12 protein-coding genes are annotated in these 13,442 nt (G+C 63.0%); 8 read left to right on the top strand and 4 right to left on the bottom strand.

Going from position 1 to position 13,442, the window contains the following annotated elements; all coding sequences use genetic code 11:
* From EN893_RS03965 to EN893_RS03955, 3 genes are all read right to left on the bottom strand, one after another.
* On the bottom strand, nt 1-1,131 hold a 1,131-nt coding region (locus EN893_RS03965), incomplete at its 3' end, for a putative N-acetylmannosamine-6-phosphate 2-epimerase (protein WP_128361409.1).
* A 68-nt stretch (nt 1,132-1,199) separates the two neighbouring features.
* Nucleotides 1,200-1,949: a GntR family transcriptional regulator gene (locus EN893_RS03960; protein ID WP_128361408.1), complete on the bottom strand. Its 750-nt coding sequence runs from the start codon at nt 1,947-1,949 to the stop codon at nt 1,200-1,202.
* 129 nt (nt 1,950-2,078) lie between these two features.
* Nucleotides 2,079-2,918 (bottom strand): IclR family transcriptional regulator, encoded by an 840-nt coding sequence (locus EN893_RS03955; RefSeq protein ID WP_164749416.1) that lies wholly within the window; start codon nt 2,916-2,918, stop codon nt 2,079-2,081.
* Nucleotides 2,919-2,958: 40 nt separating this feature from the next.
* Between EN893_RS03955 and EN893_RS03950 the strand changes: the two genes are divergently transcribed.
* The 8 genes from EN893_RS03950 to EN893_RS03915 all read left to right on the top strand — a co-directional run bounded on the left by EN893_RS03950 (nt 2,959) and on the right by EN893_RS03915 (nt 13,175).
* Nucleotides 2,959-4,062 (top strand): succinylglutamate desuccinylase/aspartoacylase family protein, encoded by a 1,104-nt coding sequence (locus EN893_RS03950; protein ID WP_236382703.1) that lies wholly within the window; start codon nt 2,959-2,961, stop codon nt 4,060-4,062.
* The gene (locus EN893_RS03945; protein ID WP_127267074.1) at nt 4,052-4,990 is read left to right on the top strand and encodes a threonine/serine dehydratase; all 939 of its coding nucleotides are present in this window, start codon (nt 4,052-4,054) and stop codon (nt 4,988-4,990) included. The genes EN893_RS03950 and EN893_RS03945 overlap by 11 nt, the downstream gene beginning before the upstream one ends.
* A 158-nt stretch (nt 4,991-5,148) precedes the next feature.
* Complete coding sequence (locus EN893_RS03940) at nt 5,149-6,168, top strand: sugar ABC transporter substrate-binding protein (protein WP_013530435.1); 1,020 nt, start codon at nt 5,149-5,151, stop codon at nt 6,166-6,168.
* Between the two features lie 116 nt (nt 6,169-6,284).
* Nucleotides 6,285-8,828, top strand: coding sequence for an ATP-binding cassette domain-containing protein (locus EN893_RS03935; protein WP_127271525.1), 2,544 nt, complete (start codon nt 6,285-6,287; stop codon nt 8,826-8,828).
* Nucleotides 8,829-8,838: 10 nt separating this feature from the next.
* The gene (locus tag EN893_RS03930; RefSeq protein WP_127271524.1) at nt 8,839-9,861 is read left to right on the top strand and encodes a Gfo/Idh/MocA family oxidoreductase; all 1,023 of its coding nucleotides are present in this window, start codon (nt 8,839-8,841) and stop codon (nt 9,859-9,861) included.
* 10 nt (nt 9,862-9,871) lie between these two features.
* The gene (locus tag EN893_RS03925) at nt 9,872-10,846 is read left to right on the top strand and encodes an ABC transporter permease (protein ID WP_024503985.1); all 975 of its coding nucleotides are present in this window, start codon (nt 9,872-9,874) and stop codon (nt 10,844-10,846) included.
* Entirely contained in the window at nt 10,843-11,649 is an 807-nt protein-coding gene (locus EN893_RS03920) for a creatininase family protein (RefSeq protein WP_127271522.1), read from the top strand. Before EN893_RS03925 ends, EN893_RS03920 begins: the two co-directional genes overlap by 4 nt.
* Nucleotides 11,646-13,175, top strand: a complete 1,530-nt coding sequence (locus EN893_RS03915) for an aldehyde dehydrogenase family protein (RefSeq protein WP_245465942.1) — start codon at nt 11,646-11,648, stop codon at nt 13,173-13,175. Before EN893_RS03920 ends, EN893_RS03915 begins: the two co-directional genes overlap by 4 nt.
* A 42-nt stretch (nt 13,176-13,217) precedes the next feature.
* Here the strand turns inward: EN893_RS03915 and EN893_RS03910 are convergent.
* Nucleotides 13,218-13,442, bottom strand: a 225-nt coding sequence (locus EN893_RS03910) for a GMC family oxidoreductase (RefSeq protein ID WP_245490797.1), incomplete at its 5' end; no start/stop codon positions are given.

Genomic DNA, 13,442 nt, shown 5'->3' with positions numbered 1-13,442 from the left:
TCCGGTCGAGATGGTCAAAAAGACGATGTCGCGACCTTGCCCGGCGCCGAATTTGTATTCCCCCCAGGCAGCCGCCTGGGCATCGTTGAACGCACAGACCGGTTTGCCGAAAACAGCGGATGCCCTTTCGACCAGCGGGTAGTCATCGGGAATGCCAAGGGTTGCCGGATTCAATGCCGACCAGCGTCCATCCTGCACCAGTCCGGTCACCGCAATGCCGATGCGGCTGAAGCGGCTCGACCAGGCTGACGTGCTTTGCGCGAGGGATGCCAGCCAGGCGTCGGGTCCAGCCTCTCGCGCGGTCCGCACGATCTTGTCCTCGATCACCGTGCCATCGCTGACCAGCGCGGCCATGGTCTTGGTTCCCCCGATGTCGATGCCTAGGACGGATGGGCCCAGGACGGATGGGCCCAGAACGGTTGGGCCCAGGACACTTGTGCCAAGGGCGGTTTGCGCGCCCCTCGCCGCATAGGCGTCGGAAAGCGCCTGGTGGAACCATGAGGTGACGTGCTCGGTACGGGTGATCGCCGAGCCGACAACCACGGCACAGGCGCCGGCGCGCGCGGCGGCAGCCGCCTGCTCAGGCGACCGGATACGCCCTTCGGCAATGACGTAGGGGGTCAGGGTTCGCATTTCAGCGATGAGGGCGATATCCGGATCCTGCGGCTCCGGCCCGCCGACATAGCCGGAAAGCGTCGTGCCGACGAAATCGACACCCGCGGCAAGGGCCCGGCGCGCATCGTCAAGGCAAGAGCAATCGGCCATGGTCAGCTTGTTCCTGGCCTTGACGGCTTTCACAAGCGCTTCGACAGGAACGGGACGGACACGCTCCGTCGCATCGAAAGCGATGATATCGGCGCCCGCCTCGGCCAGGGCCTCGACATCGGCCAGATAGGGTGTGATGCGCACCGGGCTGTCGGTGAGATCGCGCTTGACGATACCGATGATCGGCACGCGGACGGTCAGGCGGGCGGCCGCGACATAGGGCACGGATTCGATGCGCAGGGCCTTGGCTCCGGCTTCAACAGCGGCCCTGGCAAAGCCCGTCACGAATTGCGCACTGTCCATCGGGCCGCCGGGAACCGGCTGGCAGGACACGATGAGACTGTTGGCAATGTCTTCCCGCTGCACGTCGGCACTCCCTTGTCGCCATCACGATAAATGGAAAATACCAGATTACAACCAGTTCATAACTGGTATTATCTTTGCAGCTCGAAGACGAAATCGTAGACGTCTCCTTTGTAGCGTGTCTCGCAGTATTCCACGATCTGTCCGTCGGCGAGAAAGCAGCGGCGCTCGGTCATCAGCAGCGGTGCGCCCGCGTCACAATGAAGGTGCTTTGCATCCTCCAGCGATGCGCCGCGCGAGCGCATGCGCTGGATTGCCCTCTGAGGCAGGAAGCCGCGTGCATCAAGCGCTTCATAAAGGGAATCCTGAACCATCCCGGGCGAAGGAAGGAAGCGAACCGGCACGGCCGAGACCTCGACGGCGATCGGCGCGCCATCGGCTGTCCGCACACGACGCATGCGAACCACATTGGTATTGCCTGCAATACCCAAGGCCATCATTTCGGCCGGGGATGGGCGGCTTATCTGCTTGGAAAGCCATAGACATCCAGGCTTCAGGCCGCGCGCCAGAATGTCCTCCGAAAAGCTCGTCAGCGTCGAAAGCGATTTTTCGACCCGCGACCCGATCTCGGTTTTGGAACCATGCCGGCGATTGAGCTGCCCTTCCTCTTCGAGCAGCGCCAGGGCCTTTCTCACAGTGACTCGCGAGATCGACAGGGCTTCCGCCAGAACCCGCTCGCCTGGCAGAACCGCGCCGGCTTTCAACGCGTTGGAGCGGATCGTCGCCTCGATCGCCGATTTCAACCGTCTGTAAAGCGGCACATCGGACGCTGTCGCTTCCATTTCCCGACTGACAAGCCCGATCAGGTTCACGGTTGTCATTGCCCTTCCTCCCGCGCGAGAAGCACCCAGGATCAAAACATTCCTGACTGGACCTATACTGGTATTATCAATCCGGTGCAAACGGCCAGCGGACGGTGCTTCGCCGCGCCCTCAGCGCATCACGATCCCTTAGCGAACCCTCGGTGACAGCTTCATGGAGATGCGATCGCAGGCAGCCCGCAGGACCTCCAGAGTATAGGCATGGCGGCTTTCACGCGTATGGCGATTGATATAGGCGACGATGATGGAGGCGACGGCACTGCCGTCCGGCCCGATGACCGGACAGCAGATATCGGTGATGCCGACGAAGTCGCGGCTCTCGCGCATCCAGTAGCCGTCCGCGCGGATGGTACGAAGCTGCTTTTCCAGCGCGTCACGATCCAGCGGCGCCGGTGAATGCGCCGCACATTCATCGATCATCCGCGCTGCGACCTTTGGTGACTGGAAGGCAAGTATCACATGGCCGGAGGTCGCGTCGGTGGCCAGGCGGCCGTAGCCGAGGCGCAGCGTGAACGCCATGTCCTCGCCGCCGGGAGCGGCCGCGGTCACGACGGTCAAGCCATGATTGAAGACGACCAGGTGCGGCGACTGATTTGAGTCCCCGGCAATCTGCGTCAGCTCGGGCATGGCGGCGGACATGAGATCCTGAGCGCTCGGCGTGTGCAGCCCCAGCTTGAAAAGCTTGTCGGTCAACGAATAGGCGTCGGTCTCGGCGTTGCGCTCGATATATTGACGCTCCTGCAGCGCGATCAGCATCCGGAAAATCTCATTCTTCGAACGGCCGAGGCCTTCCGCGATCTCCTTCATCGTCAAGGGCGCCCGCGCCTCCGCCAGCAGTTCCAGGACATCCAGACCCTTGGTCAGCGCCGGGGCCGAATAGGTCGGTTTGCCACTCTCTTTTGCGTCATCTGCCATTCGAAGAATCCCCGGTGGTCCCGCACGATAGAGACAAGAAATCGGAATTGCCATTGGTTTTATATCCAAACTTGACACCATATATAAAACTGACATGATGACGGGGACAATGAATTTCGAGGCCGACCCGATGACCGTCCAGAGACCTGCAAACACTGTCCGCGCGACCATCATTCCCCGGAACAACAGTGTTTACACGTCCGTCGATTTCGATCGCGAGGGCAAGCAGATGGGCTTCTTCCATGTGCCCCAATCGCCGCACGACGATGCCTGGGGCACGGTCCGCGTTCCGCTCGCCGTCATCAAGAACGGTGACGGTCCGACGGTCCTGATCGAGGGTGGCAACCACGGCGACGAATATGAGGGGCCGATCGCGCTCGGCGAGCTTCTGCGCGAGATCGATCCACGGGATATTGCCGGACGCATCATTGCGATTCCGGCCATCAACATTCGGGCCGTCGAGGCCGGCACCCGCACCTCCCCGGTCGACGGGTTGAATTTCAACCGCAGTTTTCCGGGCGATTTCAACGGCACGCTGACAAGCCAGATCGCGGCCTATGTGCATGACATCCTGTTTCCGAAGGCCGACTACTTCCTGGATCTCCATTCCGGCGGTTCGTCCCTGATGATCCTGCCGAGCGCGATCATCGAGCCCTCCCCGACCGCGCAGGGGCATCGCAAGAACATCAAGGCGACGCTCGCCTTCGGGGCACCGACCGTTGTCATGGTCGACAATCTCGGTGAAACCCGGACCTCGACCGCGTCCGCCAACCACCAGGGACTGATCGTCATCGGCAGCGAGATGGCCGGCGGCGGCCTTGTCAGTCCGGATGCGCTGGCCATCTGCCGCAGGGGCATCCGCAATGTGCTGAAACATGCAGGTGTCCTGAAAGGCGCGCCTGACATCGCCCCTGGCGCCAACGCGCGCGTGCTCAAGGTTCCCGGAAGCGAAGGTTATCTGCTTTCCGAGGAGGACGGTGTCTTCGAACCCTTGAGCCCGCTCGGCAGTGCCGTCAGCAAAGGCGACCTTGCCGGACGCATTCACTTCCTCCACACGCCGTCACGCGCGCCCATCGATCTCCTTCACCCCATCGACGGCATCGTTTTCGCCAAGCGTCAGCCCGGCCGCGTGCGTCCGGGGAATTGCTGCTTCGTGCTTGCCAACGAATATCCGGAGGCACTGACCGATGAGCCATGAGGACATCATGGCGGCTGCCCGGCGCATTGCCCCCTTCATACGGCGCACCCCGGTCGTCAAGCTCGACCATGCCACGGGCGCAAACCTTCAAAATGATGTCTATTTGAAACTGGAATGCCTCCAGGTGAGCGGCTCCTTCAAGATCAGGGGCGCCACGAACCGGGTTAAAACGCTCGAGCCAAGCCGGATCGAAAACGGACTGATCGCCGCATCCGGTGGCAATCACGGCCTGGCCACCGCCTATGTGGCTGCCCGGGCCGGCGTTCCCGCCACCATTTACCTGCCGAACAATGCAAGCCCGCTGAAGGCGGAAAAGCTTCGCAAATGGGGGGCTGACGTTCGCTTCGAAGGCAATGTCTGGGATGAAGCGCATGAGGCTGCATCGGCCGAGGCAAAGGCGTGCGGCGCCTTCTACATGCATCCCTTCGCCGATGCGCAGATCGTGTCCGGTCAGGGAACCGTGGCGCTGGAGATGGTCGATCAGATTCCCGATGCCGACATCTACATCGTGGCGATCGGCGGTGGCGGGCTCATCAGCGGCATGTCCGAAGTCCTGAAGCACGTCAAACCCGAAGCCAGGATCATCGGTGTCGAGCCGACCGGTTCACCGACCCTTCACGCCTCCCTGGCTGCCGGCCGTGTGGTTCGCTTGCCCGAGATAACGACGAAGGTGGCGACCATGGCCTGCGGCCGCACGGACGAAAGCATCTACGAGATCGTCGCCAAGCACGTCGACGACATTGTCCTTGTCGAGGATGCGGACATGCAGAAGGCCGCTGAATTGCTCTGGTTCGAATTCGGCATCGCCGCCGACCTCAGCGGCGCGGCATCGCTGGCCGCCTTGATGAGCGGCGCTTTCAAGCCACCGCGCGGCGCCCGCATCGCCGGGCTTGTCTGTGGCGCCGGTGTCGAGGGCCTGAATGGCTGAGGTTGAGCAAGGCCGGTCCACGCAGACGCGGCCCTGACATGAATACGGCACGAGTGCCGCGAAATACCGCCGGAATGCCTGTCACTGGGACGGTCGTCGTGCGGGACATGAAAAAGAGGCGAAGAATCGTCCTGTCGCAACAAGAGGAGAACTGAAACATGCGCATTTCCCTGAAAGCATCCATTGCTCTGCTCGCACTCGCCATCGCGACGCCCTCGCTTGCCGCGGAAAAGGTTTTGGGGCTTGCGGCAATCGACCTGCAGAACTCCTTCTTCGTCCGCATGAAGGAAGCGGGCGACGTGGCTGCCGCCGACTATGGGGTGAAATCCACTTGGCAGAGCGCCGAGGGCAGTCTGGAAAAACAGGTCAGCATCATCGAGAATTTCATCAATCAGGGCGTCAGCGCGATCCTGATCGATCCGATCGACAAGAACGCGGTCATTCCGGTCATCCAGAAAGCCACCGCCGCCGGCATTCCGGTGATCACCATGGGCAACAAGGTCGAGGCCGGCTCGAACTATTCGACGCTCTATCCGGACTACGACAACATGTCGATGGTTGCCCGCGCGCTCGGCAAGTCGCTTGGCGGCAAGGGCGAAGTCGCCCTGCTTGTCGGTTCGCGTGGCAACTTCGTGTCCGACACGCGCGAAAAAGGCTTTGTCGAAACCCTGAAAAAGGAGTTTCCGGACATCAAGGTTGTCGGCATCGAGCCGACCGGCTGGGACGCAGCCAAGGCAACCAATGCCGCCCAGACCTGGCTCACCACCTATCCGGATCTGAAGGCCATCGGCTGCATCTCCGACAGCCTTTGCCTGGCCGCCGATTCCGTTGCCAGCTCGATGGGAACCCAGTTGCTCTACGGCGGCTATGACGGCGACGCCGAGATGAAGCCGCTGATCGACGACGGCAAGATGGTGATGGACGTGCTGACCGGCGCCTATCGTGTCGGCTACTGGAACATCGCCGTTGCCGCTCGTCTGGCCAACGGCGAAAAGCTGCCGCAGGATCTCTACATGCCGACCTATTTCGTGACCTCGGATGCGACGGCCGCGAAGCTCAAGGCGGATGGCCTCACCTTCGAATACATCAACACCGACAAAGAGGCGGTGGAAGCCAAGAACTATACCGAGCAACTCGGTCCCAAGGTTCCGGCGACCGCCATGACCCTGGCAAAGTAACAGCCTAAAAGCGGCTCAAGCGCCGGATGACGTATCATCCGGCGTCCCCTTTTCCTGACGATCGCCGTCGCCGCTCCGTGGTGACCGCGCATGATGCTCGATAAGAGGACCGACCCATGTTCCAGTCCTGGACCTCTCCGTTACTGCGGCGCAACGAACCGGTTCTCATCGCGGTGCTACTGGTCGCCATCGCCGTCTTCGGCTGGATCGATCCGCGTTTTCTGTCGACCGGCAATCTTGTCAGCATCGCGCAGCAGAGTGCGGTCATCGCCCTCATCTCCTTTGCCATGACGGCCGTGATCATCGCGCGCGGCATTGATATTTCCGTCGGCAGCAATCTTGCCTGCTCCGGCATCGCAGCGGGTCTTGCCTACACGGCAACCGGCTCGGCGAGCTTGAGCCTTCTCGCCGCGATCGGTGGCGGTGCCGCAATCGGTCTGCTCAATGGAACGCTGATCGGCTTTGCCGGCATCTCCCCATTCATCGCAACGCTCGCCACCATGGCGTTTGCGCGCGGCCTGGCGCTCAGCCTCTCCGGCGCATCCAGCATCGCGATCGCCGATCCGGTCCTGCTTTTCGCGGGACGCGAGACGATCGGCCTCCTGCCGGTCTCCGTCATCATCGCCGCCATCTGCCTGGGCCTCTGGTGGTTCGTGCTCAATCGCACGGTGTACGGGCGCTGGATCTATGCGGTCGGCGGCAATGCGGGCGCGGCGCGGGCCTCACTGGTTCCCGTCGACCTCGTGCGCATTTCCGTCTATCTGATTGCCGGCGCAACGGCCGGGCTCGGCGCGATACTCACCATCGGCCGCCTTGGTTCGGCACAGCCGCTTGCCGGCACCGGGCTCGAATTTACAGCCATTACAGCCGCGATCATCGGCGGCACGAAACTGTCCGGCGGCCAGGGCTCCATCTGGGGAACGGCGATCGGGGCGCTGCTGCTGGGCGTCATCAACACCGGCCTGTCCTTCCTGCAGGTGCCGCAGATCCTGATCTATTTCGTGACCGCGAGCCTCATTCTGGTGGCAGTTCTCACCAGCCAGCCGGAGAGTGTCGCCGCCCTGTTCAAGACCGGTGGCCGCAAGTCCACCCCGTCGCCCCGCAACATCGCCGCAACACCGGTCGGCAAACACAGCATCGCCTTGCGCGGGCTTGGCAAGTCTTTTCCGGGCGTCAAGGCACTCGATGGTGTCAGCTTTGCCGTCTCGGCCGGTGAGGTGGTGGGACTTGCCGGCGAGAACGGGGCCGGGAAATCGACGCTGGTGAAGTGCATTTCCGGTCTGCATCGCCCGGACGAGGGTGAGATCATGATCGACGGCAACGCCGTCCAGTTCCACTCCCCCAGCGACGCCAAGGGCATCAGCGTCATCCATCAGCATTTCAGCCTTTCGCCGGACCTGACGGTGGCCGAGAATCTCTTCATCGGCCGCGAACCGCATACCCGCCTGGGATTTCTCGACCGGGCCCGGATGCGGCGCGATGCGAAATCCATCATGGACGAGCTGTCGCTCGATATCGACATTGGCGCGGAGCTGCGAACGCTTTCCGTCGGGCACCGGCAGATGGTGGAAATTGCCCGTGCCGTTCTGTCCGATGCCTGGTTCTTCATCATGGACGAGCCGACCAGCGCGCTCTCCAACCGCGAGCGCGATCAGCTCTACGACCTGATCGACAGGCTGAGAGCTCGCGGCGCCGGCATCCTCTACATCTCCCACAAGATGGAAGAGATCTTCAGCCAGTGCGACCGCGTCGTCGTTCTGCGTGACGGGCGCTTCATCGGCGAGCGCCAGACCCGCCAGACCAGCGAGGCCGAGATCGTCTCGATGATGGTCGGGCGCGATGTCGGCGACATCTTCCCCTATCTCGAAGCGCAAGTCGGCGAAACCGCGATCGAAATCAGCAACATCTCCGATGGCAAGCTCTTGAAGTCGGCCACGCTCAGCGTGTGCAGGGGCGAAATCGTCGCGCTCGCCGGCCTGATGGGAAGCGGCCGCTCCGAGGTGCTCAGGCTGATTGCCGGCCTCGAGACCATGCATGGCGGCACGCTCAGAATTTTCGGCGGGCAGCAGACCGGCGGCGACACCAAGGCCGCCAATCGCGCCGGCATCGTCTACATACCCGAAGACCGGCACCTGGAAGGATTCGTCGGCACGATGTCGATCAGGGACAACCTGTCCCTCGCCTGGATTCGCGACAACAGTCACTTCGGCCTGCTGAGACCTCGCCGCATCCTGGCACTCGCCCGCGATCTCATCGGCTCACTCGGCGTGCGGCCGGCCCAGCCCGACAAAATGACCATCGAGCTTTCGGGCGGCAATCAGCAGAAGGTCGTCATCGGCAAATGGCTTGCCACCAAACCGAAGATCATCCTGCTCGACGAGCCGACACGCGGCGTCGACGTCGGCGCGAAGTCCGAACTCCATCACCTGATCGCAAGATTGAAGGCCGAGGGCGCGGCGATCCTCATGGTGTCGAGCGAGTTGCCCGAGGTTCTCGGCGTTGCCGACCGCATCGTCGTCATGCGCGAAGGCCACTCTGTCGGCACGCTGGCTCGTGGGGCGACGGAAGAAGACGTGATGACGCTGGCCTTCGGTGATCGCACGATCACACCGCCAGCCTGCGCACCCCGGCCAGCATTCAACCTTGCACCATGCCTGTAAGGAGAACCCTTTGAGCAAACTGAAGATCGCCATTGTCGGTGCCGGCTACATGGGCCTCCTGCATGCGCAGGTGGTTGCCGCGAGCCCTGTCGCGGAACTGTCGGCATTCGTTGATCCGAATGCTGCCACGGGGAGCAAGGCCGCGTCCGATTTCGGTGCCCGGCATTTCCGCGATGCCGCCACCGCGCTGGCCGCCAATGCCGCCGACGCCTATATCGTGGCGGCACCCGACACGCTGCATGAAGACGTCTGCCGCACGCTGCTCGATGCCGGCAAGCCGGTGCTGCTCGAAAAACCGATGGCTCACGATCTTTCCGCTGCCAAGGCGATTGCTAGAGCGGCGGAGAGAAACGGCGCGCGCCTGTTGGTCGGCCACATCCTGCGGTTCGACCCGCGCTATTGCGAGGCCGCGGCAGCGGTGAAATCCGGGCGGATCGGCGAGCCGATCCACGGCAGCAGCGGCCGTTTCACCAATCGCGAAGTCGGTCTTCGCATGAACGGAAACTCGAGCGTCTGCTTCTACCTCGGCGTGCACGACGTCGATGCGCTGCAATGGATCTCAGGTTCGGACATCATCGCCGTCTACTCTCGGCCCGTCGCCAAGCTCATGCCTTCGCTCGGAGTTCGATCCGAAGACGCGATCTTCTCCACCGTCGAGCTGTCGAACGGAATGAGCGGACAGCTCTATTTCGGCTGGACGCTGCCACCGACCGTTCCGACCGGCATCTGGGCACGCACGGAAATCATCGGCACGGAAGGCATGATCGACCTCGACGTGCGCGACCACGGTCTACGCATCCTGTCGCGTGGACAGTGGTCGCAACCCGACGCCCTGCACTGGCCGACCGTCAATGGCCGTATCACCGGGGATCTCTTCGAGGAGGTCCACCATTTCATTTCGGCGGTTCGCGACGACACCCCTTTCGTGATGCCGGTCGGCGACGCCCTGCGCGCCGTCGCCGTCAATGATGCCATCCTGCGCAGCGTCAAATCAGGCCTGCGCGAACCGGTCGAAGATTGGCACATCCGATGAGAGGATCCTCATGACCCGCCAACAGAACATCTGGTGCAGGCGCTTTCTCGACCTCTCGCCATTGATCCTGCTGGTCATCCTGCTGGCGATCTTCGCGCTCATCGACGCCCGCATCGTTTCAACCGCCAGCCTCATCAACATCGTCGCCCAGGCGACCCCGATCGCCATCCTGGCGCTTGGGGCTCTAATCGTTCTGCTGACGGCGGGCATCGACCTGTCCGCCGGCGTCGGCGTCGCCTTCTGCGCCGTCTTCATCGCCAGCCTGATCGACGGCGGCGCCAGCCTGCCGCTTGCCCTGCTCGTCGGCTTTGCCGTGATGGTGGTGATCGGCCTCGCGAACGGCGCCGTTATCGCACTGTTGAAGATACCGCCCTTCGTGACGACACTGGCCACAATGGTCGCGCTGCAGGGCGCAACGCTTGCGGTTGCCTCCAAAGGCGTCCTGATGCTGAAGGATCCGACGCTTCGCGCGGTCGGCATCGAGCGCAGCTTCGGCATTCCCAATGTCATCTTCGCAACACTGCTGATCGTCGCCGTAGCAGCAATCCTGATGCGGCACAGCCGTTTCGGGCTGCGTACCTATGCGCTCGGGTCGGATGCCGGAGCCGCGGAACTTGCCGGCATCCCGGTGACGAAACACACGATCCTCGTCTATTGCGCCTCCAGTATCTTCGTCTTCCTGACGGCTGTGATCATGATCAGCCGGGTGCCTGTCGTGACGCCCAATATCGGCGGTACCTCGCTGCTTCTGGACGCGATCGCCGCTGCCGTGCTCGGCGGCACCAGTATCTTCGGCGGACGGGGAACGGTGTGGGGCGCGGTCGTCGGCGCCCTGATCGTCAGCCTGCTGACGACGGCGCTTCGGGTGTTCGGCACGGACCCGTCCAGCCTCGAACTCTACAAGGGGGCAATCATCATGGTCGCTCTCCTGGCCGATTCCGGCATGACCTACGCCAAGGCCCGGCTTGTCGAGGCAGCACGATGAGCGAGCCAGTTCCGGCATTGCCGATCCCGCCTGGGTCCAGCTTTGCGCTGATGACCTCGCCGGATACGGAAAGACACGCGACAGCCGGCGTGCATAAACCCGTCGTCATTCTGCCGCTCGGCGCTGTCGAGCAACATGGCCCCCATCTGCCGCTCGGCGTCGATTGCTGGCTTGCGGAAGCGGTTGCGCTCGCCGCGGCGGAAGGACAGGCCTCCATGCGTGTCGCCGAACCTTTCGCCTATGGCTCGTCCGAGCATCATCGCTCCTTCTCCGGCACCATGAGCCTCAGCCCGCAGACCTTCATCGCCGTTCTCGTCGATCTCTGCACCTGCCTTGCCGAAGACGGCTTCCTGCCGGTCATGCTGAACGGCCATGGCGGAAACCGCGCCGCGATCCAGGTGGCGATCACCACCCTTGGCCAGCGTGGCATCGTCACCGCGGGTTTCTCGTATTTCGATCTCATCGCCGACGTGGCGGCGGAGGCCCTGCCCGATGCCGCTACAGGCACCGGTCACGCTTGCGCGCTTGAAACCTCGTTGATGATGCATGTGCTTGGCGACAGCGTTCGCCGCGATCTCATCCCGCCGGGCGGCACCCCGCCATCCTGGCCGGATCCTCACCTTTACGCCGCGCCGGCCGTCACCGTCTGGCGCCGTTTCGAAGCCATCCGCGGCAACGGCGTCATCGGTACGCCGTCGCAGGCGGGCGCGGAGGCCGGCAGCAGACTTTTCATCGCAGCCGTGGAACGCAGCCGCGCCGCCATTTTGAACATCCAATCCGAATTCGGCCAAAGGAACGCATGATGACAGTCCATTTCAAATCTTCTCTCGAAGGCCCCAACCTGCGCGGCATGGCGATCGTCTCGGAGCCGGAAGCAGCCGCCCGCATCGGCATCAACCGTATCGGCGGCGAGTGGATTGCCGGCAGCTCCGGCAAGTTCCTGAAAATCGACAGTCCGTCGACGGGCGAGCACCTCGGCTATCTCTCACTTTCCACCCGCGCCGATGTCGGCCGCGCGGTGAAAGCCGCCGAAGGCGCACGCGAGGCCATGCGCAAGATGGGAACCTTCGCACGCGCTCAACTGTGCATGCGCATCGCCGACGCGATCGACAGGCGCGCCGAGGAACTCGCGCGCCTGCTCTGCCTGGAACAGGGTAAACCCTTCCACAGCGAGGCAAAGGCCGAAGCATCGGCGGCAGCTCTCGGTTTCCGCAATGCGGCAGAGCAGATGAAGTGGCTGGAGACGGCGGCGTTTCCGCTTGCCGATGCCAACAAGCGCGCCTTCAGCTTCCTGCAGCCGAAGGGTGTCTTTGCCATCATCACACCTTGGAATTTCCCGCTCGCCCTGCCCTGCCTCTATTATCTCGGACCGGCCATCGCAACGGGCAACACCGTCGTCTGGGTGCCGGCGCCGACGACGTCGCTGATTGCCACGGCACTTGTCGAATGCTTCATCGAGGCGGGCCTGCCGGACGGCGCCATCAATCTCGTTCTGGGTGACGGTGCGGAGGTGGGCGACGAGGCGGTCGTTCATCCGGGCACCCATGCCATCGGCTTCACCGGCAGTTCTGTCACAGGCGCGACGATCGCCCGGCGTGGAGCGGGCAAGCCGCTTCTGCTCGAAATGGGCGGCAACGGTCCGACCATCGTGCTGGCCGATGCCGATATCGACATGGCCGCCGCCCAGGTCGGGGCCGGCTGCTTTGCCAATGCCGGGCAGATCTGCACGGCCACCGAACGCGTGCTGGTGCATAAATCCGTCCATGACCGTTTCATCGAAGGTCTCGTGAAAGCGGCCGCGCAGGTGAAAATGGGCGACCCTTTCGATCCCGCGACGACGATGGGTCCGATCAACAATGCGGTGGCCGTCGACAAGGTACTCAGCCACATCGCGGACGCCCGCGCGCGTGGCGCCGAGATCGTTACCGGCGGCAATGTGGCGTCGGGTTTTGCCACCAATCTCTATTTCGAGCCGTCGATCGTCACAGGACTGACCCGGGAAAGCCTGCTCAATGTCGAGGAATCCTTCGGGCCGATCGCACCCGTGCTGACCTTCGAGACCGACGAGGAGGCGATGGAACTTGCGGCGTCCAGCCCCTACGGTCTGTCGGCCGCGGTCTTCACCAGCACCATCAAGAACGCCTTTGCCTTTGCTGAAAGCCTGAAGGTCGGCATCGTCAACATCAACGAGATGAGCTGCTATTGGGAGCCGCATATTCCTGCCGGCGGCGCCGCCGGGACGCAGAGCGGCCTCGGCCGCACCGGGGGCCGGCACACGCTGATGGAAATGTGCGACCTGAAGACGATTACCGTGGATATCACCCGCTGACTCCAAGGCCCGCGCCTTGTGCGCGGGCTTGCCCTCGAGCTGTCAGATGGACCGGCGCAGGCTGTCGGCCATTTTTTCGCCAATCATGATCGAGGTGAGATTGGTGTTTGCCTGGCAATCGAGCGGCATGATCGACGCATCGATAACCCGCAGTCCTTCCAAACCGTAGACCCGGCATTCCGGATCGACCACGGCCTCGCCGAGCCTTCCCATGCAACAGCCTCCGATCCCATGCTGCGCATCGGAAGACTGCGCCAGCAGGAAATT

Origin of the sequence: Mesorhizobium sp. M7A.F.Ca.CA.004.04.2.1, from assembly GCF_004022825.1 — a bacterium.
Classification (GTDB): Bacteria; Pseudomonadota; Alphaproteobacteria; order Rhizobiales; family Rhizobiaceae; genus Mesorhizobium.
Note: the sequence above shows the minus strand (reverse complement) of the source record. Positions and strands in the feature narration are given on the sequence as shown.

What these genes read in the sequence shown, in the direction of transcription:
- EN893_RS03940 (WP_013530435.1), top strand. Translation starts at nt 5,149, where the DNA reads ATGCGCATTTCCCTGAAAGCATCCATTGCTCTGCTCGCACTCGCCATC.
- EN893_RS03960 (WP_128361408.1), bottom strand. Translation starts at nt 1,949, where the DNA reads ATGACAACCGTGAACCTGATCGGGCTTGTCAGTCGGGAAATGGAAGCG.
- EN893_RS03955 (WP_164749416.1), bottom strand. Translation starts at nt 2,918, where the DNA reads ATGGCAATTCCGATTTCTTGTCTCTATCGTGCGGGACCACCGGGGATT.
- EN893_RS03945 (WP_127267074.1), top strand. Translation starts at nt 4,052, where the DNA reads ATGAGCCATGAGGACATCATGGCGGCTGCCCGGCGCATTGCCCCCTTC.
- EN893_RS03925 (WP_024503985.1), top strand. Translation starts at nt 9,872, where the DNA reads ATGACCCGCCAACAGAACATCTGGTGCAGGCGCTTTCTCGACCTCTCG.
- EN893_RS03950 (WP_236382703.1), top strand. Translation starts at nt 2,959, where the DNA reads ATGATGACGGGGACAATGAATTTCGAGGCCGACCCGATGACCGTCCAG.
- EN893_RS03920 (WP_127271522.1), top strand. Translation starts at nt 10,843, where the DNA reads ATGAGCGAGCCAGTTCCGGCATTGCCGATCCCGCCTGGGTCCAGCTTT.
- EN893_RS03915 (WP_245465942.1), top strand. Translation starts at nt 11,646, where the DNA reads ATGATGACAGTCCATTTCAAATCTTCTCTCGAAGGCCCCAACCTGCGC.
- EN893_RS03935 (WP_127271525.1), top strand. Translation starts at nt 6,285, where the DNA reads ATGTTCCAGTCCTGGACCTCTCCGTTACTGCGGCGCAACGAACCGGTT.